The 24360-nt window shown below is 46.5% G+C and carries 26 protein-coding genes and 1 rRNA gene (1 of these 27 running past the window's edge); all 27 read left to right on the forward strand.

Features of this window, described 5'->3' with window-relative positions:
- The first annotated feature begins 113 nt into the window (after nucleotides 1-113).
- Nucleotides 114-629: an HD domain-containing protein gene (locus CEQ75_RS05330; RefSeq protein WP_089609416.1), complete on the forward strand. Its 516-nt coding sequence runs from the start codon at nucleotides 114-116 to the stop codon at nucleotides 627-629.
- Nucleotides 630-674: 45 nt separating this feature from the next.
- Entirely contained in the window at nucleotides 675-1880 is a 1206-nt protein-coding gene (gene folP, locus CEQ75_RS05335) for a dihydropteroate synthase (protein ID WP_089609417.1), read from the forward strand.
- Nucleotide 1881: 1 nt separating this feature from the next.
- On the forward strand, nucleotides 1882-2238 hold the full coding sequence (gene folB, locus CEQ75_RS05340) for a dihydroneopterin aldolase (RefSeq protein WP_089609418.1): 357 nt from the start codon (nucleotides 1882-1884) through the stop codon (nucleotides 2236-2238).
- A gap of 3 nt (nucleotides 2239-2241) precedes the next feature.
- The gene (folK, locus tag CEQ75_RS05345; RefSeq protein ID WP_089609419.1) at nucleotides 2242-2745 is read left to right on the forward strand and encodes a 2-amino-4-hydroxy-6-hydroxymethyldihydropteridine diphosphokinase; all 504 of its coding nucleotides are present in this window, start codon (nucleotides 2242-2244) and stop codon (nucleotides 2743-2745) included.
- A 23-nt stretch (nucleotides 2746-2768) separates the two neighbouring features.
- Nucleotides 2769-3932: an MFS transporter gene (locus CEQ75_RS05350; RefSeq protein ID WP_089609420.1), complete on the forward strand. Its 1164-nt coding sequence runs from the start codon at nucleotides 2769-2771 to the stop codon at nucleotides 3930-3932.
- A gap of 41 nt (nucleotides 3933-3973) precedes the next feature.
- On the forward strand, nucleotides 3974-4117 hold the full coding sequence (locus tag CEQ75_RS18270; protein ID WP_157677343.1) for a hypothetical protein: 144 nt from the start codon (nucleotides 3974-3976) through the stop codon (nucleotides 4115-4117).
- A 68-nt stretch (nucleotides 4118-4185) separates the two neighbouring features.
- Nucleotides 4186-4566 (forward strand): hypothetical protein, encoded by a 381-nt coding sequence (locus CEQ75_RS05355; RefSeq protein WP_089609421.1) that lies wholly within the window; start codon nucleotides 4186-4188, stop codon nucleotides 4564-4566.
- On the forward strand, nucleotides 4557-5561 hold the full coding sequence (locus tag CEQ75_RS05360) for an N-acyl-D-amino-acid deacylase family protein (RefSeq protein WP_089609422.1): 1005 nt from the start codon (nucleotides 4557-4559) through the stop codon (nucleotides 5559-5561). The genes CEQ75_RS05355 and CEQ75_RS05360 overlap by 10 nt, the downstream gene beginning before the upstream one ends.
- A 54-nt stretch (nucleotides 5562-5615) precedes the next feature.
- A complete protein-coding gene (locus CEQ75_RS05365; RefSeq protein WP_089609423.1) occupies nucleotides 5616-6104 on the forward strand; it encodes a ferritin family protein in 489 nt (162 codons plus the stop codon).
- Nucleotides 6105-6199: 95 nt separating this feature from the next.
- A complete protein-coding gene (locus CEQ75_RS05370) occupies nucleotides 6200-7162 on the forward strand; it encodes a biotin--[acetyl-CoA-carboxylase] ligase (RefSeq protein ID WP_089609424.1) in 963 nt (320 codons plus the stop codon).
- A 240-nt stretch (nucleotides 7163-7402) separates the two neighbouring features.
- Complete coding sequence (locus tag CEQ75_RS05375; protein ID WP_089609425.1) at nucleotides 7403-7951, forward strand: biotin transporter BioY; 549 nt, start codon at nucleotides 7403-7405, stop codon at nucleotides 7949-7951.
- 118 nt (nucleotides 7952-8069) lie between these two features.
- Nucleotides 8070-8762, forward strand: coding sequence for an AzlC family ABC transporter permease (locus CEQ75_RS05380; protein ID WP_089609426.1), 693 nt, complete (start codon nucleotides 8070-8072; stop codon nucleotides 8760-8762).
- Nucleotides 8744-9070, forward strand: a complete 327-nt coding sequence (locus CEQ75_RS05385) for an AzlD domain-containing protein (protein WP_089609427.1) — start codon at nucleotides 8744-8746, stop codon at nucleotides 9068-9070. Before CEQ75_RS05380 ends, CEQ75_RS05385 begins: the two co-directional genes overlap by 19 nt.
- Nucleotides 9071-9134: 64 nt before the next feature.
- The gene (locus CEQ75_RS05390; protein ID WP_089609428.1) at nucleotides 9135-9911 is read left to right on the forward strand and encodes a type III pantothenate kinase; all 777 of its coding nucleotides are present in this window, start codon (nucleotides 9135-9137) and stop codon (nucleotides 9909-9911) included.
- 25 nt (nucleotides 9912-9936) lie between these two features.
- Nucleotides 9937-10890, forward strand: coding sequence for a tRNA dihydrouridine synthase DusB (gene dusB, locus CEQ75_RS05395; RefSeq protein ID WP_089609429.1), 954 nt, complete (start codon nucleotides 9937-9939; stop codon nucleotides 10888-10890).
- A 173-nt stretch (nucleotides 10891-11063) separates the two neighbouring features.
- Nucleotides 11064-11612: a transcriptional regulator gene (locus CEQ75_RS05400; protein ID WP_089609430.1), complete on the forward strand. Its 549-nt coding sequence runs from the start codon at nucleotides 11064-11066 to the stop codon at nucleotides 11610-11612.
- Nucleotides 11609-12532, forward strand: coding sequence for a quinate 5-dehydrogenase (locus CEQ75_RS05405; RefSeq protein WP_089609431.1), 924 nt, complete (start codon nucleotides 11609-11611; stop codon nucleotides 12530-12532). Before CEQ75_RS05400 ends, CEQ75_RS05405 begins: the two co-directional genes overlap by 4 nt.
- Before the next feature lie 26 nt (nucleotides 12533-12558).
- Complete coding sequence (locus CEQ75_RS05410) at nucleotides 12559-13644, forward strand: polysaccharide biosynthesis protein (protein ID WP_089609432.1); 1086 nt, start codon at nucleotides 12559-12561, stop codon at nucleotides 13642-13644.
- 238 nt (nucleotides 13645-13882) lie between these two features.
- Complete coding sequence (gene greA, locus CEQ75_RS05415) at nucleotides 13883-14359, forward strand: transcription elongation factor GreA (protein ID WP_089609433.1); 477 nt, start codon at nucleotides 13883-13885, stop codon at nucleotides 14357-14359.
- A 153-nt stretch (nucleotides 14360-14512) separates the two neighbouring features.
- Entirely contained in the window at nucleotides 14513-15976 is a 1464-nt protein-coding gene (gene lysS / locus CEQ75_RS05420; RefSeq protein WP_257912934.1) for a lysine--tRNA ligase, read from the forward strand.
- 176 nt (nucleotides 15977-16152) lie between these two features.
- Nucleotides 16153-17064 (forward strand): phosphoribosylaminoimidazolesuccinocarboxamide synthase, encoded by a 912-nt coding sequence (gene purC, locus CEQ75_RS05425; RefSeq protein WP_338032000.1) that lies wholly within the window; start codon nucleotides 16153-16155, stop codon nucleotides 17062-17064.
- A 107-nt stretch (nucleotides 17065-17171) separates the two neighbouring features.
- On the forward strand, nucleotides 17172-18983 hold the full coding sequence (glmS, locus tag CEQ75_RS05430) for a glutamine--fructose-6-phosphate transaminase (isomerizing) (RefSeq protein ID WP_089609434.1): 1812 nt from the start codon (nucleotides 17172-17174) through the stop codon (nucleotides 18981-18983).
- A 12-nt stretch (nucleotides 18984-18995) separates the two neighbouring features.
- The gene (locus tag CEQ75_RS05435) at nucleotides 18996-20315 is read left to right on the forward strand and encodes a glutamine synthetase family protein (RefSeq protein WP_089609435.1); all 1320 of its coding nucleotides are present in this window, start codon (nucleotides 18996-18998) and stop codon (nucleotides 20313-20315) included.
- Between the two features lie 30 nt (nucleotides 20316-20345).
- A complete protein-coding gene (locus tag CEQ75_RS05440; RefSeq protein ID WP_242965380.1) occupies nucleotides 20346-20918 on the forward strand; it encodes an ANTAR domain-containing response regulator in 573 nt (190 codons plus the stop codon).
- Nucleotides 20908-22317: an amidophosphoribosyltransferase gene (gene purF, locus CEQ75_RS05445; protein WP_242965381.1), complete on the forward strand. Its 1410-nt coding sequence runs from the start codon at nucleotides 20908-20910 to the stop codon at nucleotides 22315-22317. The genes CEQ75_RS05440 and purF overlap by 11 nt, the downstream gene beginning before the upstream one ends.
- A gap of 17 nt (nucleotides 22318-22334) precedes the next feature.
- On the forward strand, nucleotides 22335-23858 hold the full coding sequence (guaA, locus tag CEQ75_RS05450; protein ID WP_089609437.1) for a glutamine-hydrolyzing GMP synthase: 1524 nt from the start codon (nucleotides 22335-22337) through the stop codon (nucleotides 23856-23858).
- A 402-nt stretch (nucleotides 23859-24260) separates the two neighbouring features.
- Nucleotides 24261-24360, forward strand: a 16S ribosomal RNA gene (locus tag CEQ75_RS05455); it runs 1471 nt beyond the window's last position.

The raw sequence follows: 24360 nt of genomic DNA on the forward strand, positions 1-24360 counted from the left end.
TTTCCTTTTCTCTTGAAATCCGGGGCAAAGTACCATATAATTTTAATGATGAAATGATTGATTGCGGGAATCAGCGTAAAAGCCTGATCAAGGGGAGTAGAGGGGGCTATCTTATGGAGCGGGTGCAGAGAGTGTTGTCACACCCGGATTTTGACGCCTATATGTTCCTGAATAAGCAGCAGGAAACCGGGCGGGAGTTTTGCTGCCATCAGTTGGAGCATGCTCTCGATGTGGCCCGGATCTTTTATATTTTGTGTTTGGAAGGGGATAGGGCAGGGAGCTTGCCGGACTTGAAGGAACTGTCCGGGCAAGAGACTAAAGAACTGGTTTATGCCATAGCTCTCCTCCATGATATCGGTCGCTGGAAACAATATCTGGACCGAAGTTTGGACCATGCCTCGGAAGGGGCGGTATTGGCCAGACCCATCCTGCAGGATGCCGGATTTAATGACCGGGAAATTGACCTGGCGCTGAAAGCGATTGCCGCTCATCGGGATAGTCAGGCCTCGGGACTGGGCAGCTTCTTATATCGGGCGGACAAGCTGTCCCGTAATTGCCATCACTGTCCGGCTCAGGATAAGTGTTATAAATTTAACCGCATGGAAACAAGAGATAAGCTGCTCTATTAGCCTGTTGGCAGCAGCACAATTTTTTCTTATAAGGGGTGAAATGATATGGATTTTAACACCAGGATTGTGGGCGTGCATAATTATGCCACCGCGAAAAAATTTTTTGCCGAGGTGGGCTCAAGTCAAGGAGGAAGCGGCGTCATGACGCCCAAGTCCTTATTTTACACAATTGTTGCGGAGAATCTTTCCGATCCTGCGGCCAACATTTTAAAACAGGAAATGCTATCCAAGGGCGGGGAGTGTGCTATTCATCGGGATGCCCTGACCCATAAAACAGGGAGATCCTCGGTGATGATGATGGGTACGGTGAAACAATTCAAGGGGGTAGCCCTTAAGCTGAAAGGCCAGGTCTTTAAACTGTCCCAATTGGGTCAGGAAATAGCAACCCTCCTGGAGCATCTGACTCGGGAAGGATCCTGGGAGATGGGTTGCAAAAATGGTCCTTTGACCTTTGGAGAACGGACCTTAGTCATGGGGATTTTAAATATCACCCCTAATTCTTTTTCTGACGGGGGTCGGTTCAATCAGATGGATTTGGCCCTGGAACACGCCTCTCAGATGGTGGCAGAGGGCGCGGATATTATTGATGTGGGCGGGGAATCCACTCATCCCGGTTATCAAATGATTGATACCCAGGAAGAGATTGAGCGCATTGTCCCGGTGATTGAAGCCCTGGTAAAAAAAATCAAGGTGCCTATTTCCATTGATACCTATAAGGCAGAGGTGGCAGAGCAGGCCTTGGCTGCGGGTGCGGGGATGCTCAATGATATTTGGGGTTTTCAATTTCAAGGGGATCAACAGGGTGGGCCGAAAATGGCACAGCTGGCGGCAGAGTATGATTGCCCGGTGATTTTGATGCACAATCAAGACGGCACTGCCTACGAAAATCTCATGGGTGAGGTGCTTCTTTTCCTGCGCAAAAGTATTGAGATTGCCGAAAATGCCGGGGTGCAGCCGGACAAAATCATTATCGATCCCGGCATTGGTTTTGGCAAGGATCTGGATCAGAATCTGGAGGTCATGAGCCGCCTGGAGGAATTTAAGTCCTTAGGCAAACCGGTTCTTTTGGGCACCTCCCGTAAAGGGATGATCGGGAAAGTGCTGGATGTGCCGGTGACGGAACGGGTAGAAGGAACCGGGGCCACCTGCGCCATTGGAATTGCCAAAGGGGTGGACATTGTCCGGGTGCATGATGTCAAGGAAATGGTTCGGGTTGTGAAAATGACCGATGCCATGGTAAGGAGAAACTAATATGGATAAAATTATCTTGTCCGGGATGGAGTTTTATGGCTATCACGGGGTCTTAAAGGAAGAAAAGAGGGTTGGCCAACCCTTTATTATAGGGGTGGAAATGTTTTTGGATTTATTGCCTGCCGGAGTCTCGGATGATTTGACGAAAACGGTGCATTATGGAGAAGCATATCTGGCCATTAAAAAAATTGTGGAAGAGGAAAATTTTGATCTGATTGAAGCCCTGGCCCAGCGTATTGGGGAGATGCTGCTGCAAGAGTATCCCCTCCAAAAGGTCAGGGTCATTGTGGATAAGCCTTTGGCCCCTGTGCCGGGAGGCAATTTAGCCGCCCGGATCGAAATAGAACGGGAGAAATAAGAGATGACGGAAAATATCGCTTATCTAAGTTTGGGCAGTAATCTGGGGAATAGGGAAGACTATTTAAAACAAGCGCTGGATCTTTTGAAGGAAGTACCTGGGATTAAGGTAACCGGCAAGTCTTCTCTCTATCAGACAGATCCTGTGGGATATACGGAACAGGATTGTTTTTTAAATGCTGTGGTCTCAATCAGCACCACTTTTTCTCCCCAAGAGCTGTTGGCGAAGACTCAGGAAATTGAGAGACTTCTAGGCCGGGAAAGAATCATCCATTGGGGACCGCGCACTATGGACATTGATATTTTGCTCTTTAATGAGGAAGTCCTCCAGGAACCGGATCTGATCATTCCTCATCCCGAAATGTCCCATCGGCGATTTGTTCTGGTGCCTTTAGCAGAATTAGATCAAGGCCTGATGATTCCGGGAGTAGGTCCGGTGGACCGGACTCTGGAATCATGTGAGGACTCAGGTATGGTCTCCCTCTTTAAAAAATCAAATAAGTGGTAAATGGTTGGAAAGGAAATTTACATATGCAGCAGCGAGGTGTGAATAATCACGTTAATTTAGTCCTGTTTTTATTAGGTACAATTTGTACCTTTGCCTGTTTCTATTCTTCTATGACGGTATTGCCTTTGTATGTAAGTGAATTGGGGGGCACTGAGTTTGATACCGGGGTGCAGATCACTTTGTATTATATTGCATCGGTTTTACTGCGCTTTTATTTTGGCCCCCTTAGTGACCGCAAAGGTCGGAAACTGCCCCTGATGATTGGTGCCTTTGTTTTTGCCACTTCCTCCCTTTTGTTTATGTTTTGTGACACCATCTTAGAGGTGACCCTGGCACGGCTTTATCAAGCGGTGGGGCTGGCTGCCTTCTTCTCCAGCGGAGGTTCCCTGATCGCAGATTTGGCGCCGGCAAAGCGCATTGGATTATATGTCAGTCTGTTCCGTATGTCCACTGTCTCGGCCCTTTTATCCGGTCCTTTTTTGGCAATGCTGGTCATCGATAACTATCATTATAGTACATGGTTTATCATCAGTACCATTCTTGGCTTTTTGTCGTTGCTGTTTATTTCACTGGTCAAAGCTCCTCCCCTGGAAAACGAGGAGGAAAGCGAATTCCTGGGGAAATTCGTCATTGTCCTGAAGGAAAAAGTCACCCATCAAGTCTTGTATGGGATTAGCCTCGTTTCATTATCTTATGGGCTGCTCCTGACTTTTGTGGTTCTGTTTATTGTTCAGGATGGAAAGATTGCTAATCCGGGTCTTTATTTTACCTATTTCAGCATCGTCAGCTTGGCAGGGACTTTTTTATCAGGTAATCTTTCCGACCGTATCGGGCGGCAGGCAATTGTCTGGCCGGCAATTACGCTCTTAGGTATAGGGGTGGGGATGCTGTACTTTGTCCCCCTTATGCCGGCTCTCCTTTGGGTCAGCTCTGTGCTGGCCGGTATCGGTTATTCCGCAAGCATGGCATCTTTGGCGGCTTGGCTGGTAGAGGTAGTCCCTACAGAGCACCGGGGTACCGCCGTGGCCATGCAGGAAAGTACCATTGATATCAGTATTGGGATCGCCTCCTTTATTTTTGGCTGGATTAGCGGTTTCACCGGCATGGGAGGGGCTTTTGCCCTCATTGGTGGATTTGTGTTTTTGTCGGCCTTGGTGAAAATGTGGTCTTTTTGTCAAGCTGCCTGACATAAATCTTAGTAGTAGTGCTATTCTAAGGAGTGGCCATAATGATGACCATGGGAAGTGCAGCCGCCGCCTTAAAAACCATTGTTACTTGGGGAGGCGGCATTTTTTTCCTCCTTGTCTCTCGCGAAATGTGGAAAATTAAGCAAGAGAGCAAAGTTGATCCTCCCTGGGATGAAGATCCTTAAGCAGGACATTAGGTGTTTCATGTCGAATTTCATCTATTTAACGCCGAAGTAAGAAATGAGATGATGACATGAAACTCCTGAAAAGAAGGGAATTTTTATTGGGATTAGGGTCCCTGGGTCTTTTAGGCTTTTTAAATTGGGACTATGTATATGGAGCCTTGACCGAAGTCACCTCCCCCGGAGGAGCTAAAAAGGACGGGGCAGAAGAATTGATACCATGCGATTTTGTCCTGGAAAACGGATTGATTGTGGACGGTAGCGGAAGAACGGGTTACCCGGGCCGTGTGGGGATTAAAGGAGACCGGATTGTTGCCCTGGGGGATTTTAACTACGGGGAAGGGGCTCAGGTCATTTCCGCCCAGGGATTGGTGATCACACCGGGTTTTATTGATCTTCATACCCATACCGAGAGTTATTGGCTGGCCGGGGGGCGGGGGAAATGGTTTTGAAGCAAGGGGTCACCACCCAGATTGGGGGCAATTGCGGCACCTCTGTTCCCTCCATCGAGAATTATTTTCTATCCCTTCCTCCTACGCCGATTAATGTAGGTTTGTTTGTGGGCTACAAGAACCTGCGTAACCAGGCGGGAGCAGTTCCAGAGGACCTGATCGATGAGGCTGGACTGAAAATAATAGAGGAAAACCTGGCCCGAGGACTGATGGAGGGAGCCTTTGGTTTATCCGTGGGCTTGGAATATTATCCTCAGGCTAAAGGAACTAAGGAAGAAATGATTGCCCTTTGCCGGGTGGTGAGGGAAAAGGGAGGTTTTTATTCCACCCATATCAGAAACGAAAACGATAGTGTCATACCCGCCCTAAGGGAAGCTATCGCCATTGGTTTGACAGCTGGGGTACCGGTGCAGTATTCCCATGTGAAAGCATCCCGTCAGGAGAATTGGGGCAAGATGCCCCAACTGCTTACCTTGATGGAAGATGCCGCCTCCATCGGCTTGGATATTACGGGAGATGTTTACCCCTATACATTTTCCAGCTTAGATGTGGACAATAATAATATCACGGAATCTATGAACGAAGAGGACATGCTGCAGGCGATGCAGCACCCATTGATCATGATTGGCAGTGATTCAGGATTATCCAAGGAGGGGATGGCGATTCATCCCCGAGCATATGGAAATTATCCCCGGGTTCTTTCTCTCTATACCGGTGGGGGAAAAGCCCTCTCTTTGGAGCAGGCTGTGCATAAAATGACCGGGATGCCGGCAAAACGATTAAATTTTAAGGATCGGGGCATCATTGCTGTGGACATGAAAGCGGATTTGGCCGTTTTTAACCTTGCTGGGATCCAGGAACTGGCCACCCGGGACAACCCTAATCAGCTGTCCATGGGCATGAAATATGTTTTTGTCAACGGCCGAAAGGTATTGGAACAAGGAAAGGTAACAGGAGAAAAAGGAGGTGGTCCCCTAAGGTATCAACATTCTTAACCTGCTGCCTGAAGCAGGAATGAAAATCAGTTGATTAAGAAAGGAGAAAAAATTATGGAGCAAAAAGAACGAGAAATTTTAAAAAAAGCGATATTAAACGAAAATGAAGGCTACCAATTTTATCAGTTGGCAGCGGAACAAACCAAAGATCCGGATGTAAAGCTGGTCTTTCTCTCCCTGGCGGAAGATGAGAAGAAACATGAATCCTGGCTGCGCAATCTATATCAGGAAATACTGGACCAAAAATCATCAGAAGGGACTGACTTTACACCTTCCGAGACCGATTCCCCCGGTATTTTTACTCCTGATAAGATGAAAAAATTCGGTGCTCTGGAGGTTTCTGCCTTGCATATCGGCATTTTAATGGAAAAGGAATCCATGGATTATTACCGGACTGCAGGAAAGGAGACCAAGCTTCCCGGTGCAAAAGAATTGTATGAAAAACTGGCTGTTTGGGAACAGGATCATTTAGACCGTTTGGAAGCGGCTTATGATGCAGCCCGGGAAGAATGGTGGGCGCAGCAAGGCTTTTCTCCGGCGTAAACAGAGTTTCTTGAACAAACAAAAAAATTCCTTGATTTATAATACCGGCTTTGCTACAATGTTAACCAGATCAATAAAAGAGGTTAACGAATGAAATGAAAAATGAGGTATTAAGGTTTTTAAGGGAGCAGGAGGAATATTTATCCGGTGAAGAAATCAGCCGACGTTTGGGAATATCCCGTACGGCCGTATGGAAACAGATCAACACCCTGAAAAAAGAAGGCTACGAGATTGCATCCCAAACCCGAATCGGTTATCGCCTCCTCTCCGTGCCGGATCGTTTGTACCCGGAAGAAATTCAGAAGCAGCTCCGGACGAATCTGGTCGGAAGAAATATGATCTATCGGGAAAGGGTGGATTCCACCAATATTTTGGCCAGGCAAACCGGGGAAACCGGCTTTGCGGATGGTACGGTCATTTTGGCAGAAGAACAGACCGCCGGTAAGGGCAGATTAGGACGATCATGGCACTCCCCTATGGGTACTGGGATCAACATGTCCCTCCTTTTGCGGCCTGCCATCCCGGTGTCTGATGCCGCCAAGATCACCTTGCTGACCGGGGCAGCTGTGGCCAGAGGCCTGGAGGAGATTACCGGATTGAAAATCGGGATCAAATGGCCCAATGACCTTCAGATCCATGGGAAAAAGGTTTCGGGAATTCTTACAGAAATCAAGGCGGATATGGATCAGATCCACTATCTGATTGTAGGGATCGGCATCAATGTCAATGAGCGGGATTTTCCCGAAGAATTAAGGGAAACGGCGACCTCACTGCACATGGAAGTCGGCCGTCAGGTGTCACGGGTACATACGGCGGCGGCTGTTTTGAATCATTGGGAAGAAATTTATCAAAGGTTCCTGACCCAGGGATTCACTGTCGTAAGAGAAGAATGGAAACAATATGCCGTCACCCTGGGAAAAGAAGTTCGAGTACGCACCATTAATGAGACGATTTATGGCCTAGCCTTGGATATTGATGAAGATGGTCTGCTCCTGGTCCAGGATGAAGATCATCAAATCCACAGGATTATGGCCGGCGATGTCACCCTTAGGACATAATAGATTCCTGTCAGAAAAGTTATTTGGGAACTTATTGTCCGAGGGTGATTTTATCCTTTGATTGTCAACCAAAAAAATAATTTAGTTTACAATAACCCTTGTCATCCTGAGCGTAGCGCAGGATCTTGTCTGTCGGGATTCTGCACGATGCTAGAGATGACCACCTTTAGATGTTGTAAGCTAATCGTCATATAAAAAGTTAAACAGATAGTCAAATAAACATAATGAAAGGAAAACATAATGATGAAAATCAATGAAATGTCTCAGATTGCCATGTTTACCGCATTGATCGCTGTTTTGTCACAAATATCCTTGCCCTTGCCCTTTTCTCCGGTGCCCATGACATTGCAAACCTTTGCTGTTTTTTTTACTGCCATGGTGTTAGGAAGCAGAAAAGGCGCCTTAGTCATGATCCTTTATACCTTTATCGGCGCAGCAGGATTTCCTGTTTTTTCCCAGGGTAAAGCAGGGCTGCCGGTTTTATTGGGACCTACGGGAGGGTATATTTTCGGTTTTATTCTGGCTGCCTGGATCATCGGTAAAATCATAGAAGGGGCGGAACAACCTTCACTCCGCCGAAGTTTGATCGCTCTCCTTTGCGGAGTAACAGTTATTTATCTGTTGGGCATGGGCCAGTTAAAGCTGCTCCTTGACCTGAGTATCAAGGAAGCCTTTGTGATGGGTGTCCTGCCTTACTTAGCTTTGGAATTAATTAAGGTGACGCTGGCCGCATATTTAGGATGCGCTGTACGCAAAGCGGTGGTTAAGGCTTTCCCCGAAACGGTATGATCAACAGACAGGGAAATTTTCCTGTCCGTTTTTCTGCTTGAAGGGATAGAAAGGAATACCCCCATTTACCTTTTTTATGATATAATTGTCCCCAGATTAAAATTTTTTGGAGGAAGCAATGCAGGTTCAGATTGATCAGGTTAAGTTGGGCGTAAAAAAAGCGATGCCCATCGGTATGGGCTATTTACCTTTAGGGCTTGCTTTTGGTGTCATTGCGCAAAGTACCGGTCTCTCGCCGGTTCAGGTAGGCCTCATGTCCTTATTCCTTTTTTCCGGTTCCGGCCAATTCATTGCTGTTGCTTTAATGGCTGCCGGGGCCGGTTTTAATGTCATCATTCTTACTGTTCTCCTGGTAAATTCTAGGTATTTCTTATTCAGTGCCACTCTTTCCCGCTATGTCAAAAAGCTGCCTTTGTGGTGCACAGCTCTTATTTCCCAAGGCATAACAGATGAGAATTTTGTCGTTGCGACCGCCCATTTTCGTGATCATCCGGTGCGGGTCGATTTTTGGCTCGCCCTTCATATCACCTCCCATCTGGTATGGGTCTCCAGCACAGTCCTGGGTTCCCTTGTGGGCAATTTTATCCCTGATATGGAACGTTTCGGCCTGAACTTTGCCTTACCGGCGATGTTTATTGCTTTATTTTTTATGACCGCGTCTAATTTAAAAGGTATTTTTTGTGGTGTCGTTGCTGGGATTCTCTCCTTGGTGATACTTTATGGAGGTTTTTCCGATGTGAATGTGATTCTGGCCACAATCATATCAGCGACGGTAGGGGTGGTGATAAATAAATGGATTCCGGGGTCATAATCCTTATTCTGGCATTAGGGGGCACAAATTTTTTAATCCGTTTTTTGCCGGCCGCTTTTCTCAATAAGATTACGCTGCCTAAGGTAGTGGAGGAATGGCTTTCTTATGTGCCTGTGGCTACCATGGCAGCTCTGGTTGTACCGGAGATCTTCCATGGGAATGGTCAGGTGATTTATTTTTCACTCCAAAATTTTAATCTTCTGAGCGCGCTGCCGACGATTTTTGTAGCGGCAAAAACGAAAAATTTGGGATATACTTTAGGTGTGGGGATTGGCACCATGGCCCTTTTGAATATGTTTGCCCGCTAACGAACTGCCGCTGATACTCCGCCTTTAAACGATTGAGATTTTGTATGAAAGAGGGTACGTAAGAATGCTTTTAGCGATTGATGCAGGGAATACCAACATTGTCATCGGAATCTATCAGGAGCATACGCTGATTTCTCATTGGCGTGTTTCTACCGACCGGTTGAGAACGGCTGATGAATATGGGATTATGCTGCGCAACCTTTTTGACTGTCATGGACATACTTTTTCAGATATTACTGCCGTGGCCATATCTTCTGTGGTACCTCCTCTGATGGCCGCTTTGGAAGATATGTCCCAAGACTATTTTCAAATCACGCCGCTGGTGATTGGGCCCGGGGTGCGGACGGGGATGCCCATCAAGTTTGATAATCCCAAGGAAATTGGGGCAGACCGCATTGTTAATGCCGTGGCCGCATATGAAAAATACGGCGGTCCTTTGGTCATTGTGGATTTTGGCACGGCGACCACTTTTGATGTCGTCACGAAGCAGGGAGTCTATATTGGCGGGGCCATTGCTCCCGGGATTGGAATTTCTACCGAAGCCTTATTTATGCGGGCAGCAAAGCTGCCCCGGGTGGAATTGATTAAGCCAAACAATGTAATCACCAAAAATACCGTCAATGGGATTCAGGCAGGGATCATTTTTGGCTTTGCCGGGCAGGTGGATGGGATTGTGAACCGGATGAAAAAAGAACTGGGCGAGGATGCTTTTGTGGTGGCAACAGGGGGCTTGGCGGAATTGATCCAATCGGAATCGGAAACGATTCAGAAGGTAGATCCCTGGCTGACCCTGGAAGGATTGCGCCTCATTTACTTAAGAAATCTCTCCCCCGGAAAGTAAGATCGGGAATGTGGTGATCAAATAGATGAAAATTGGCAGTCTGGTCCTGGCAAATCCCGTCATCTCTGCACCCATGGCGGGGATTACGGACAAAGCTTTCAGAGAAATATTAAAATCCATGGGTGCAGGCATGGTTTCTGCCGAGATGGTCAGTGATAAAGCCTTGACTTATGGCAACAGAAACACGCTGGAGCTGCTGGATATTCAGGGAGAAGCATCTCCTTTGTGCGTGCAAATCTTCGGGTCAGAACCTGATGTGATGGCTGAAGCAGCCGTCATCGTGGCGGAAATGGGAGCCCATGTGATTGATATCAATATGGGCTGCCCGGCACCGAAGATTGTGCGTAATGGGGAAGGCAGTGCTTTAATGCGTCATCCCATTTTAGCAGGGGAAATCATTCAAGCTGTGGTCCAGGCGGTACAGGTGCCGGTAACTGTAAAAATGCGCAAAGGATGGGATGAAAGTTCCGTCAATGCGCTGGAAATAGCTCAAATCGCAGAAAAGATGGGTGCCGCTGCGATCACTGTTCATGGCCGTACTCGGGATCAATTCTATTCCGGTCAGGCTGATTGGTCCATTATTCGCAGGGTGAAGCAGGCCGTGGCCATTCCTGTGCTTGGCAACGGTGACATTTGGTCGGCAGAAGACGGGCTGCGTATGATGGAAGCTACCGGTTGTGACGGCGTTATGATTGCTCGGGGCATGCTGGGCAATCCCTGGCTGGTTCAAAACACAGTTGCCATGCTCAAAGACGGTGGTGAAACTGCCGCCCCTGATCTTGAAGTGCGCATGGCTTTGGCCAGGGCACATTTAGCCAGGGTGGTGGAATTAAAAGGAGAGGTTCAGGGCATCAAACAAATGAGAAAGCACTTGGCGTGGTACATTCGGGGTATTCGGGATGCCTCCCGGATTCGGACAGAGATTAACCGGATTACGAGACAGGCAGATTTGGATCGATTATTGCTTTCTCTTGTGTAATAAAAACTTAAAACCTAGTATCTTGTTAAAGAAGTCCCGCGAGGACTTTTTTTCTATATCCGTCGATTGTCTTGAATAATTAAGAAGAATTTGGTAATATTATTTTATTGTTAGTGCACAGAACTGTGCACATAAATTCCAATTTCATTTCGTATTATATAAGGGTGAAGAATATGGATTTTATCCGCATTGGTGAGAAAGTCATCAGCAAAAATAAATTATGGTCCCAAATTGAAAAGATCCTGGAGTATAGAGTTAAAGGACTTTCCCAGCAGGAGGCTGCGCGCCGCATGTCCTTAGATCGGGCCTTCATTTCCCACTTGGAGAGACTGGGAGAAGTGCACAAGGGTCATCGCATCGCTGTCATTGGTTTTCCGGTCAAGAATAAAGCAGAGCTGCTGCAGATGTTGGAGCAGGAAGGTGTGGAATTTACTTTGATTCTTTCGGAAGAGGAGCGATGGGCCTATGTGGGGGAGGGGAAAGGCGTTGATTTATTCAATAAGGTTATGGATGTTATCACCCAGCTGCAGGGCTTTGATTACTTGATTGTACTCGCTTCCAATAAAAGAATAAAGCTGTTTCAGGGCATTTTTAATCTAGAGGTTGTTGGCATTGAAATTGGCCGCTCTCCCATTGAAGAAGATCGCATGGTAGATATTGAGCAGGTTAAAAAAGTCATTCAAACTCTGAAAAAGTCAGGTAAGCAGGAGGCAAAAGCATGAAACGAGTTGTCAGCGTATCCTTAGGATCATCAAAGCGTAATCATACTGTTCAGATAGAAATCTTAGGTCAAATGTTTTCCATTGAACGGGTGGGCACTGACGGAGACGTAAAAAAAGCCATGGAGATAATTGCTTCCCTAGATGGTAAGGTAAATGCTATTGGGTTAGGTGGGACAGACCTTTACATATATGCCGGCGGTAAAAGATACACCTTTCGCGAATCCTTGAAACTAAAAAACTGTGCCCCCCATACACCGGTGGTGGATGGGAGCAGTTTAAAGAACACCTTGGAACGAAGAGTGATTGAGTATTTAGCCCGGGGAAAAGGCTGGGATTTTACGGGGAAAAAAGTGCTTTTAGTCTCGGGAGCGGATCGTTTTGGCATGGCGGAAGCTTTACAGGAGGCTGGGGCGGAATTGATTTTAGGAGATTTGATTTTTGGGCTGGGCATTCCTGTCCCCTTACATTCCTTGACCTCTCTTAGCAAGGCGGCTCGGCTCCTTGCCCCTGTGATTGTTCAATTACCCATCCGCTTTATCTATCCGACAGGTGCTAAACAAGAGGTTTCATTATCTAAGTTTGAGAAGTTTTATCAGGAGGCGGATATTATTGCCGGAGACTATCATTTTATCAAAAGATATATGCCCCAAAGTTTGACGGGAAAGATGATTATCACCAATACGGTGACCATGGATGATGTGGCGGAAATGCGTCGCAGGAATGCGAACTTACTGGTAACCACTACCCCTGAATTTGGAGGGCGTTCCTTCGGAACTAATGTGATGGAAGGAATTTTAGTCTCTCTTGCTCCTGAAAAAGGAGGAGAATTGACCCGGGAGGATTTTGAAGATTTACTGGACCGGATTCATTTTGAACCACGCATCATTGATCTGCAAGAAGAAAGCAGGTTAAGCAGTTGAAAGATTCGTGAAAGGAGCGGAGCACTTTGCATGATTTTGCTTTTATGATCCATCCTTTGGATGTTAATGATATCTACCGAAAATTTCCTAAGGCCAGGATCATGCCGGATAAACTAATAGAAAAAGCCATGTCCCTTTGTCCCCCGTTTTTTGTTTCTGATATTACAGGTATTAAGTCCCAATATAACGAAACGGGAGGTATGTTCGTCGCTTGTCCTCTAACTGCCCGGCAAATGGTGGAAATGCCGGAACAGACAGTGCTGAATAAAATAATTCAGACGGGAAAATATGCAGAAAAAATGGGCGCTAAGGTATTAGGCTTGGGGGCGATGACCTCGGTGGTAGGCGATGCCGGTATCACCGTTGCCAAAAATCTCAATATCCCTGTGACCACAGGCAATAGCTATACGGTTTATACTGCCTTGGAAGGGATGAAAAGGGCGGCGGAACTGGTTGGTATCAAGTGGCAGCAGGCAGAGATCGTCGTGATCGGAGCCACGGGATCCATCGGCAGTGTGTGCACACGCATCCTTTCCAAGGAATGTAAATACCTTACCTTGGTGGCCAGAGATGAGGCAAAATTAGAAAAGCTGGCCGGTAAAATCTATTATGAAGACGGACTGGCTGTCCGTACGTCCACCCAAATAGATCAGGTCTTGAGTCAGGCAGATCTTGTTTTAGCGGTATCTTCTGCTGTGACGGAAATCATTGACCCTCAAAAACTTAAAACCGGTGCCGTCGTCTGCGATGTAGCCCGCCCCAGAAGTATTTCTAAAACCGTTGCCCGGGAAAGGGAGGATGTACTGGTTATTGAAGGGGGACTGATTGAGCTTCCCGGGGATGTGGATTTTCATTTTAACTTTGGTTATCCCCCTAAGCTCGCCTTAGCCTGTATGGCGGAAACGATTCTGTTAGCCATGGAAAACCTGTTTGAATCATATACTCTGGGTCGGGAATTGACGATTGGCCAGGTAAACAGGATCGGAGAGCTGGCCCAAAAGCATGGTTTTAAGCTGGCCGGCTTGCGCAGTTTTGAACGACCGGTGGAAGAGGGGAAAATAGCTCGCGTGCGGGCTTGCCGCATGAATGATCTCAATGCTCGAGCTATTTAGCAAAAAGAACCAAGGAATGACGGACACCTTTCCCTTGACATTTTTTAGCACCAGGAATATAATATCCCTTAATGATAAATGCCTTTAAATTGATTACCTCCAAGCACTGCCATATTTTTAATTGGTAGTGCTTGTTGTAGTAGTTATGGACATTATTTAGTTTCTGCGCATAAATAATGGCTGTCTTTCATAATGATAATAAAACTAAAACGTAACCTTACATAAGAGGAGAGAAATTATGCCTAATAAAGAAGTCATTTTAACCGTTGAGGGCTTGAAGAAATTAGAAGATGAACTGGAGCAATTAAAATCTGTGCGCCGCAGAGAAGTGGCCCTTCGTATTAAGCAGGCGATTGAGTTTGGCGATATCAGCGAGAATTCGGAGTATGAGGATGCCAAAAACGAGCAAGCCTTTATTGAAGGCACGATTATGAACCTGGAAAAGAAATTGCGCAATGCCCGGGTGATTGATGCCAATGATGTGGATGTGGCTACTGTATCTGTAGGCGCAACCGTGCAGATTGAAGAGGTGGATTCCGGAGATAAACTGGAATATTCCATTGTGGGCTCAGTGGAAGCTGATCCTGTAAAAAACAAGATTTCTAATGAATCTCCGGTAGGAAAGGCCTTGCTGGGCCATAGTGTCGGCGACATTGTTGCTATTGATGTTCCCATTGGGGTGATTAAATATCGGGTTTTGAATATCAGCAAGTGAACTCGTTCAGCTAAAGCTGAACATCGGGGCTTCAGATAGGGAATCTACCCCACCTGAAGTGAAAATAGGAGCTCCCACTTATAGAAGTGTGAGTCTTGGAATTTGATAAAAAACAGCTTAATTTGTCTGCTTGTTACGGGGAGTGAATGAACTTTGGATTTAGAATTAAATGAACAGATGCGGGTGCGCATCGGGAAAATGAATGATTTGAAGGAGTTAGGAGTCGATCCATTCGGCACAAAATATGAACGGACCAGTACCTCCAATCAAATCATCACTAATTTCGAAGCAATGGAGCATCAGCAGGTTCGCATTGCCGGCCGTATTTTGGCAATTCGCGGCCACGGCAAGGTTAGTTTTGCCGAGCTATCTGACAATGACGGTAAAATACAAATTTATATCCGCCGGGATGATGTGGGGGAAGAACAATTCCAGGTTTTCCAAAAGCTTGATATTGGTGATATTATTGGCGTGGAAGGGAAGGTTTTTCGCACCAAGCGGGGGGAAATTTCTGTTGCTCTTGAGAAATTAACCCTTTTAAGTAAAAGTCTGCGCCCCCTGCCGGAAAAATGGCATGGGTTAAAGGATGTGGAACTGCGTTATCGGCAGCGCTATGTGGATTTAATCGTTAATCCCGAAGTAAAAAGAGTTTTTGAATTACGCAGCAAGATTATTCGTGCTATGCGCCGCTACTTGGATGAAAAAGGATTTTTGGAAGTAGAAACGCCTACTTTACATAATATACCGGGTGGAGCGACTGCTCGTCCTTTTATTACCCATCATAATGCCTTAGATCTGGAATTATATATGAGGATTGCCCTAGAGCTGCATTTAAAACGGCTGATTGTCGGCGGCATGGAAAAAGTATATGAAATCGGTCGTGTTTTTAGAAATGAAGGGATCTCTATCCGTCACAATCCTGAGTTTACCCTGATGGAGCTATATCAGGCTTACGCGGACTATGATGATATGATGGAAATCACAGAAAATATGATTGCTCATATTGCCCAGGAAGTTCTGGGCACTACCAAAATCACTTATCAAGGGGAAGAGATTGATTTAACGCCCCCCTGGCCCCGCTTGCCCATGCTGGCTGCCATTTCGAAGTATGCCGGTATCGATTTCACTACAATTCAAAGTGATGAAGAAGCCCGGGCAGCAGCAGAAAAACTTGGAATCCATGTAGAAAAAGATGCAACCAGAGGGAAGGTTATCGAGGCTGTTTTTGAAGAAAAGGTTGAAAGCCATCTGGTGCAGCCGACTTTTATCATTGATTTTCCTGTGGAGATATCTCCTTTGGCTAAACGGAAGAGTGATGATCCCAGTTTAACCTATCGTTTTGAGGTATTTATTTATGCCCGGGAACTTGCCAATGCATTCTCCGAATTAAATGATCCACTAGATCAACTGGGGCGTTTTCAGGAGCAGATGAAAATGAGGGATGCCGGCGATGATGAGGCCCAGATGTTGGATGAAGATTTTATTCGGGCCTTGGAATATGGGATGCCGCCCACGGGAGGACTGGGCATAGGCGTCGATCGTTTGGTTATGTTTTTAACGGATTCATCTTCGATTCGGGATGTGATCCTGTTCCCCACACTGCGTCCGCGGGATTAGTTCGTTGAATAATCAATAGACTTTTTTATGAGATAAGGGACACCCTGAAGAGGGTTGTCTCTTGTTTTTTAGGAGTGGCAAATAAAATTTTTATTGACCGTTGACAATAAGGAGGTTTTATTATATATTTATTTTGTTGTTGAACAAAGGTGTTCATCAGATGATGCATAGGTTAGTTGTCGACGGTTTATAAATCGGTGGATGGCTACCCTCTAAAGGCGTCATGTGATGAGCACCTTTTTCAATTTCGGCTGACTGCTTGGCAGCATGAACCTCATTCGATTGAAATCATGAAAGGAAAACAGCTCATGCCCAGGGTCGTGGGCTTAAATGAAAAAGAGCTTGAAACTTTGGACATATTAAGTATGCGGGGGAATAAAATTATGAGTGATATCTTGTATGAGGGTAAATCAAAAATTATCTACCGCGGGCCGAATAACGAAAGCCTGATCATCCGTTATAAGGACACCGCCACTGCTTTTAATGGTGAAAAAAAGGCGGAGCTTTCGGGCAAGGGTAAGCTGAACGCCGCAATCTCAAGCTTGATTTACGGCTATCTTGCGGAACATGGCGTCGAAACGCATTTGATTGAAGTTATTGACGATGCTACCGCACTCGTGAAAAAAGCGGAGATCGTTATGATTGAGGTTATTGTCAGAAACGTCGCGGCCGGAAGCTTCTCCAAAAAGTACGGTGTCCCGGAGGGAACAGCTCTTAAAAACACAGTGATCGAGTTCAGTTTAAAGAGTGATGAACTTGGTGACCCCATGATAAACGAAAGCCAGATTACCGCTATCGGGCTCGCGACCGAGGAGGAACTCAAGGAAATGACCCGGCAGGCCTTTCGGATTAATGAACTATTGTGCGCATTATTTGCGAAAACCGGTATCAGGCTGATAGATTTCAAACTGGAATTTGGCAGGTATGACGGGAAGCTCATTCTCTGCGACGAGATATCACCCGACTCCTGTCGGCTCTGGGATATTGATACGGATAAAAAACTCGACAAAGACCGCTTTCGGCGGGACTTGGGAGATGTGCTTGACAGTTATCAAGATGTACTCAGGAGGCTTCAAAATGTCCGATAAATATAAAACCTGGAGTTTGCCGGGTATTTCGGCATAGATGTGGAGTCACTCACGGAAGATAGGTTTTATTTAAACGGTTATATACCGTAAATTGAAGGAGTGATACCATGTGCGGTATTATCGGTTATGTAGGTAGTGAGAACGCTGTTCCCATTATTGTCGAGGGACTGAAGAAGCTGGAATATCGGGGATATGATTCGGCAGGTATCGCGATTTATGGTACAGACGGTTTTAATGTGGTAAAGCAAAAGGGGCGTCTTGCAGCGCTGGAGTCACGCCTTGATGGCTGCCCGATTGCCGGAACCATGGGCATCGGACATACCCGGTGGGCTACCCATGGAGAGCCGTCGGACATAAACTCTCATCCTCATGTGGGAAGCCAGAGTAAAATCGCCGTCGTTCATAACGGTATCATAGAAAATTATAAGCAGTTAAAGCTGCGCTTGGAGCGAAAAGGCATACCCTTTGCTTCGCAAACCGACAGCGAGGTCATCGCACAGCTTGCCGAGTATTACTATAACGGCGATTTGCTGGATACGGTCATCCGGGTTTCCGGTGCGTTGGAAGGTTCTTACGCCCTAGGTATCATGTGCCTTGATGAACCTGATACGCTCATTGCGGTCAAAAAAGACAATCCTCTGATTATCGGCGTATCCGATCACGGGCATTTCATTGCCTCTGATGTGCCCGCTGTATTGAAGCATACCAACAAGGTCTATTATCTTAACGATAAAGAAATAGCCGTGCTGCAAAAGGGATGTGTACAGTTTTTCAATCTTGACAAAGAGCCCCTCCAAAAACAGCTGGAAACCATAACATGGAGCTTTGACAGTGCGGAAAAAGGCGGATATCCCCATTTTATGCTGAAAGAAATCATGGAACAGCCCAAGGTTTTAAAAGACACCATCCAATCGGCCATAAATAACGGTGATAATAAAAAGGTAATTGACAATCTTGATATTACACGTTTTAACAAGATCGTGATCACGGCCTGCGGATCGGCATATAATGCCGGCGTGGTGGCGAAATATGTGTTTGAGCGGCTGTGCAGGATCTTGGTTGAGGTTGAGCTTGCCAGTGAGTTCCGGTATAAGGACGCTATTATAGATGAAAAAACACTTGTCATTTTAATCAGTCAGTCGGGTGAGACTGCTGATACCATCGCGGCGATGCGTGAGGCGAAAGTCAAAGGCGCGGTCACTTTATCGATTGTCAACGTTGTCGGCAGTACCATCGCCAAGGAGGCGGACTTTTGTATCTACACAGCCGCCGGACCCGAGATTGCTGTGGCGACGACTAAGGCTTTTTCCGCGCAGCTTGTGTTATTGTATATTTTGGCTGTGGGGTTTGCCGTTAAATTGGGAAAAATATCGGGAGAACAGGAACAGGAGTTGCTGTCGCAAATCGCTGCACTGCCGGCAAAGTTGTCGGCGTTGCTCACGCAGGTCGACATGATCCAAAAATACGCTTCCACATGCGTCGGATACAAAAGCATTTTCTTCATCGGCAGGAATATCGATTACGCCATCGCCTTAGAGGGTTCACTCAAGCTTAAGGAGATATCCTATATTCACTCCGAAGCATATGCGGGGGGTGAATTGAAGCACGGTACCATCTCTCTTATCGAGGAGAATACACTGGTGGTTGCAATTTCAAACTGCAAGCAGTTATTCGGCAAGATTATGAGCAATGTGGAACAAGTGATCAGCCGGGGTGCCAAGGTGCTGCTGATCGGTAACTGCTTAGACGTGGAACAAAACGACAAATTGTCGTCGATCAGTTTACCTGAAAGCAACGAATTGTTCTCGCCGTCCTTGTCCGTTATTGTTTTACAACTATTCAGTTACTATGTAGCTGCAAATAAGGGCCTTGACATCGATAAACCCCGCAATTTAGCCAAAAGTGTCACAGTAGAATAGGAGGCATGACCTATGAACAGCAGCGTATGTGAAGTCTTGGAGTTTGTGAAGGAGAACGACGTCAAATTTGTCCGGCTTGGTTTTTGTGACCCCTTTGGCTTTCAAAAAAACATTTCGATCATGGCGGATGAATTATCCTTCGCATTTGAAAACGGCGTCTCATTTGACGCCCACGCGATCAAAGGTTTTCGCGATGTCATGCGCTCGGATTTGCTGCTGTTCCCCGATCCTGCCACGTTTATGGTGTTGCCATGGCGGCCGGGTCCGGGCAGAGTCGCGCGTTTTTATTGTGATATTAAAAATCCGGATGGCTCCGTATTTCCCCATGACGGTAGATATTTATTAAAGCGTGTTATCGAGGGGTGCGAAAAAATGGGCTACACTTGTATGATCGGTGCGGAATGTGAGTTTTACCTTTTCAAGATCGGCGAGGATGGGGAACCGACCGGTGTAACCCTTGACAAAGGCGGGTATCTGGATATTTCGCCCCTGGACCGGGGAGAGGATATTCGCCGGGAAATATGCCTGACCCTTGAGGAAATGGGAATCAAACCGGAATCCTCCCACCATGAGCAAGGGCCGGGGCAAAACGAGATAGATTTTAAGTTCGGCAACGCCTTGGAAAGCGCCGATAATCTGTTGACGTTTAAGTCCGTAGTCAAATCGGTCGCCGCGCGCAACGGATTGTTCGCGTCTTTCATGCCGAAACCGATACCGACCGCTGCCGGGAGCGGATTGCACATCAATCTCTCTCTTGCCCAAAATGGGATAAATATTTTCAAAAACGTAAGCGAGGGACACTCCAATATCGTAGAGAGCTTTATTGCCGGAATACTCTCAAAAACAGCCGAGATAACCCTGTTTCTCAATCCTCTTGCCAATTCTTACGAACGCTTTGGAGCGTTTGAAGCTCCGAAGTATCTGTCCTGGTCACATCAAAACCGCTCCCAGCTGGTAAGGATTCCAGCCGCAATCGGTGAAAAGGTTAGAATGGAATTGCGTTCACCGGACCCGTCAATCAATCCCCATCTCGCCTTTGCCTTGATTTTAGCCGCCGGGTTGGAGGGGATTGAAAAAGGCTTGATTCTGCCCCCCGCCGTTGACGCGGATTTATATACAGCACCGGAAAGCGTGATAAGTAATCTTACTCTGCTGCCGGACAGTCTTGATCAGGCCATTCATCTTGCGCGGGACAGCAAGTTTGTGCATAGCGTGATGGGCGAGGAAATGCTCACAAAATATCTAGCTATTAAGGAAACCGAGGCGGCAGATTTTGCCGCCGCCGAGGATAAAGAGAGGTTTTACAAGGAGAGATACTTTAATTTAATATAAGGGCTTAAGAGTATTTGGAAAGGCGGCGAAATGATGGAAAGCGCTTTGATAATTTCAAACACGGAAAAAAGCATTACTTATTTTACCGAAATGTTAAGTGCGGCTTCTATCAATCAAATCGTTGCCTTACAATCATGCGCTGAAGCGCGGCGGCGGCGTTTAGAACAGGATTTCGATTTGATAATCATAAACGCGCCCCTTCGGGATGAATCTGGTGAGAGCTTATCAAGGCATTTTGCATCCATAGGGATCAGTCAAGTTATTCTTGTTGTGGCAAATGAGCATTTTGAGGCTGTATCCGCGATCTGCGAAAATGACGGTGTGCTGACAATTTCCAAACCAATCAACAAGGCTGTATTTTGGTCGGCGTTGAAACTTGCGAGAGCGGCACAAAGCAGATTAAAGCGGATGCAAGATGAAAACAGCAGCTTGAAAAAGAAAATTGAAGATGTACGCATAGTTGGTCGGGCAAAATGCATATTGATTTCCCACCTCAATATGAGTGAACAAGAAGCGCACCGATATATAGAAAAACAAGCGATGGATATGCGCACAACAAAAAGGGCGATTGCTGAGGGGATACTAAAAAATTATGAGAATTGAAGATAAATTAAACGAGGAATGTGCAGTTTTTGGGGTTAGTTTAACTACAGATGAGGCGGTGGGTCTTACCTATAACGGCTTGCTGTCGCTACAGCATCGCGGTCAGGAAGGGGCGGGCATCGCCGTAGTAGATGATAACAATATCCTGTATCACAAGGATGTGGGCCTTGTTAGTGAGGTATTTTGCGGCGGTGAGTTTAAAAATCTGTCTAAGGGAAGAATTGCTGTTGGACATACCCGCTATTCGACAACCGGCAACAATAAAAGAGAAAACGTGGGACCATTCATAACAGAGTATTTGACAGGACGGATCGCGACTGCGCACAACGGCAATATCACAAACGCGCTGGATTTACGGCATCAACTAAAAGAGAATGGACTTTATTTCCACGCGACCAGTGACAGCGAGGTTGTGTCATCATTGATCGCATATTGTATAACCAAAGAACAAAATACAGTGTTGGGTGTGGTCAAGGCGGCTGATTTCTTACAGGGAGCGTTTTCCCTTGTCATTGCAAGCGGTGATAATAAGCTTATTGCCGTGCGCGATCCAAACGGTTTCCGGCCCCTTTGTATTGGGCAAAATGGGATTGGTTATGCCATCGCGTCGGAGAGCTGCGCTTTGGAAGCTTGCGGGTTTGAGTTCATAAGGGATGTATTGCCAGGTGAGATCATTGTTGTAGAAAACGGCAGCCTGACCCATCAAGGAGTAAGGCTGGGTAACAAAGATGATGGGCACGGGCTATGTATTTTTGAGTATGTGTACTTTGCCAGACCCGATTCGGTAATCGACGGGCTAAGTATCTATGAAGCTCGTCACAATATGGGTACTGTTTTAGCTGAGGAATATCCCGTGGAGGCCGATATTGTCTGCGGCGTACCGGACAGTGGGCTGGAAGCCGCGAGCGGATACAGTGCACAAAGCGGGATACCGCTGGTGTCAGGTTTTGTTAAGAACCGTTATATCGGTAGGAGTTTTATCTATCCGACACAATCACAGCGAGATAGCGCTGTCCGGTTGAAACTCAATCCCCTTACAACAAATATCCAAGGGAAAAGAATTGTGCTTGTTGACGATTCTATCGTGCGCGGTACAACCAGCGAAAAGATTGTCAGGAGCTTAAAGAACGCGGGTGCGAAAGAGGTGCATGTGAGGATTTCGTCACCGCCCTTTCGCCATACCTGTCATTACGGAACAGATATCGACAGTGAGGAAAACCTGATCGCAAATCATATGGACATCAATGAAATCCGTCATAAAATCGGCGCGGACAGTTTGGGATATATCAGCATAGAAGGATTAAAAAGAGCGTGCGGGAAGTGCGTGTTACCATTTTGCACATCATGTTTCACTGGACACGGCGAAAGTATGCCCAGGAAAAAAGATATTTTTGAGTGAGGGAGTATGGTGGAGATATGAGTCAGCTTGTATTGGTGCTTGATTTTGGCGGTCAGTATAAGGAGCTTATTGCACGGACAGTCAGGGGGGTGTCCGTGTATTCGGAAATAAAACCGGGTCATTTGTCGGCTGATGAGGTACGGCGGCTCAATCCTATCGGTATTATTCTGACAGGCGGGCCCAAAAGCGTGTATCTGGCCGACTCTCCCAAGTGCGACCCTGAGATATGGGAGCTGGGAATTCCCATCCTCGGCATTTGCTACGGTATGCAGATGATGTGTCATATGCTTGGCGGCGAGGTCGCGCCTAAGGACGCAGGTGAATATGGGCGTGTCACAGTGACTTCGGCCGCGCCTTTATCAAAATTGTTTGATGGTGTAAAAAAGGCCTTCTCCGCATTAATGAGCCATAGGGATGCGGTTACCCGTCTTCCCGAAGGCTTCCGTATGACAGCCTCTACCACCACCTGTATTGCAGCTTGTGAGAATGCCACTCGAAAATTATACGGAGTGCAGTTCCATCCGGAAACAGAACATACCGAGGGTGGGCGTGAAATCATTAAAAGCTTTTTATATGATATCTGCGCCGCAGTGGGTGATTATAAGCTGGATGATTATATCGACACACAGGTAAGGCGGATACGGAACCAAGTTGGAAATAATAAGGTGTTGCTTGCCCTGTCAGGCGGGGTTGATTCTTCGGTATGCGCGAGTCTGCTTAGTAAGGCCATACCGGAGCAGCTTATCTGCATCTTTGTTGATCATGGCTTCATGCGCCTCCATGAGGGTGACGAAATAGAGGGTGTATTTTCTAAACGCAAGCTTCGTTTTATTCGCATTAATGCCCATGAACGCTTTCTTGCCAAATTGAAAGGGGTGACTAAACCTGAGACAAAGCGGAAACTTATCGGCGAGGAATTCATCCGTGTATTCGAGGAGGAAGCCGGTAAGCTCGGGGATATCCGGTTTTTGGCGCAGGGAACGATCTACCCGGACATTGTCGAATCCGGCGGTCAGCATGGTGCGACAATCAAAAGCCATCACAACGTGGGGGGGCTTCCCGAAAATCTCGCTTTTAGCGAAGTCATAGAGCCGCTGTCGGGGCTTTTTAAGGATGAGGTTCGTATTCTCGGCAGAAAATTAGGATTACCGGCGTTTCTTGTAAACCGCCAACCGTTTCCGGGACCGGGGCTTGCCATCCGTGTTATGGGCGAAGTTACGGAGGAAAAGCTGGAGGTTTTGCGCGGAGCCGATGCCATTCTTCGGGAAGAACTTGACGGTGCGAGGCGCAGGCCGGATCAATATTTCGCTGTATTAACCGATACTTTTTCCGTAGGTGTCAAGGGTGATGACAGGACATATGACCCCGTGATTGCAATCCGTGCTGTATCTACCAGTGATTTTATGACCTGCGAGTATACCGAAATCCCGCACAGAATCTTGCGGCGCATATCGTCACGGATCACAAGCGAGATACCGTCTGTCAGCCGCGTGGTGTATGACATTACTTCAAAGCCCCCGGCTACGGTGGAATGGGAGTGAGAAGATAAATTATTTGTCGAATTTACCTTGACAATAACACAATCTTAATGGTATATTAATAAATGTCTTATAGCGGTAACAAAAAGATTATCAAGTTAGCAGGACTTAACAAGCTAAAAAGTGCTTGACAAACCGATAGTGATTTGATAAGCTATTCAAGCTGGTCTTTGAAAACTGAACAGTAACAAAGCCTGATGTTAGTCAAGAAGCAAGATGCTAGAGGCAAGAAGCAAGACTTCGAGCCCAGCTTTCAAGCTGATTGACAATATCAAAAATGCGAAACCTGAAATACAAGAAGCAAGAAGCTAGAGGCAAGAAGCGAAACTTCAAACCCAGCTTTGAAGCTGTTTGAGAAACAGGTAATTGAATCGAGCCAATTAAACCTCGATAGAAATATAATTTTTATTGGAGAGTTTGATCCTGGCTCAGGACGAACGCTGGCGGCGTGCTTAACACATGCAAGTCGAACGGAGATAAGAGAATCAGTTTACTGAATCTTTTA

Source organism: Dehalobacterium formicoaceticum, from assembly GCF_002224645.1.
GTDB classification, from domain to species: Bacteria; Bacillota; Dehalobacteriia; order Dehalobacteriales; family Dehalobacteriaceae; genus Dehalobacterium; species Dehalobacterium formicoaceticum.

Coding starts and splice junctions, on each gene's coding strand:
- folK (WP_089609419.1), top strand. CDS start 2,242: ATGACGGAAAATATCGCTTATCTAAGTTTGGGCAGTAATCTGGGGAAT.
- CEQ75_RS05405 (WP_089609431.1), top strand. CDS start 11,609: ATGAAACGAGTTGTCAGCGTATCCTTAGGATCATCAAAGCGTAATCAT.
- CEQ75_RS05370 (WP_089609424.1), top strand. CDS start 6,200: ATGAAAAATGAGGTATTAAGGTTTTTAAGGGAGCAGGAGGAATATTTA.
- purF (WP_242965381.1), top strand. CDS start 20,908: ATGAGAATTGAAGATAAATTAAACGAGGAATGTGCAGTTTTTGGGGTT.
- CEQ75_RS05400 (WP_089609430.1), top strand. CDS start 11,064: ATGGATTTTATCCGCATTGGTGAGAAAGTCATCAGCAAAAATAAATTA.
- CEQ75_RS05330 (WP_089609416.1), top strand. CDS start 114: ATGGAGCGGGTGCAGAGAGTGTTGTCACACCCGGATTTTGACGCCTAT.
- CEQ75_RS05375 (WP_089609425.1), top strand. CDS start 7,403: ATGATGAAAATCAATGAAATGTCTCAGATTGCCATGTTTACCGCATTG.
- CEQ75_RS05435 (WP_089609435.1), top strand. CDS start 18,996: ATGAACAGCAGCGTATGTGAAGTCTTGGAGTTTGTGAAGGAGAACGAC.
- folP (WP_089609417.1), top strand. CDS start 675: ATGGATTTTAACACCAGGATTGTGGGCGTGCATAATTATGCCACCGCG.
- CEQ75_RS05365 (WP_089609423.1), top strand. CDS start 5,616: ATGGAGCAAAAAGAACGAGAAATTTTAAAAAAAGCGATATTAAACGAA.
- folB (WP_089609418.1), top strand. CDS start 1,882: ATGGATAAAATTATCTTGTCCGGGATGGAGTTTTATGGCTATCACGGG.
- guaA (WP_089609437.1), top strand. CDS start 22,335: ATGAGTCAGCTTGTATTGGTGCTTGATTTTGGCGGTCAGTATAAGGAG.
- CEQ75_RS18270 (WP_157677343.1), top strand. CDS start 3,974: ATGATGACCATGGGAAGTGCAGCCGCCGCCTTAAAAACCATTGTTACT.
- CEQ75_RS05380 (WP_089609426.1), top strand. CDS start 8,070: ATGCAGGTTCAGATTGATCAGGTTAAGTTGGGCGTAAAAAAAGCGATG.
- CEQ75_RS05385 (WP_089609427.1), top strand. CDS start 8,744: ATGGATTCCGGGGTCATAATCCTTATTCTGGCATTAGGGGGCACAAAT.
- greA (WP_089609433.1), top strand. CDS start 13,883: ATGCCTAATAAAGAAGTCATTTTAACCGTTGAGGGCTTGAAGAAATTA.
- dusB (WP_089609429.1), top strand. CDS start 9,937: ATGAAAATTGGCAGTCTGGTCCTGGCAAATCCCGTCATCTCTGCACCC.
- CEQ75_RS05355 (WP_089609421.1), top strand. CDS start 4,186: ATGAAACTCCTGAAAAGAAGGGAATTTTTATTGGGATTAGGGTCCCTG.
- CEQ75_RS05390 (WP_089609428.1), top strand. CDS start 9,135: ATGCTTTTAGCGATTGATGCAGGGAATACCAACATTGTCATCGGAATC.
- CEQ75_RS05360 (WP_089609422.1), top strand. CDS start 4,557: ATGGTTTTGAAGCAAGGGGTCACCACCCAGATTGGGGGCAATTGCGGC.
- glmS (WP_089609434.1), top strand. CDS start 17,172: ATGTGCGGTATTATCGGTTATGTAGGTAGTGAGAACGCTGTTCCCATT.
- CEQ75_RS05440 (WP_242965380.1), top strand. CDS start 20,346: ATGATGGAAAGCGCTTTGATAATTTCAAACACGGAAAAAAGCATTACT.
- CEQ75_RS05350 (WP_089609420.1), top strand. CDS start 2,769: ATGCAGCAGCGAGGTGTGAATAATCACGTTAATTTAGTCCTGTTTTTA.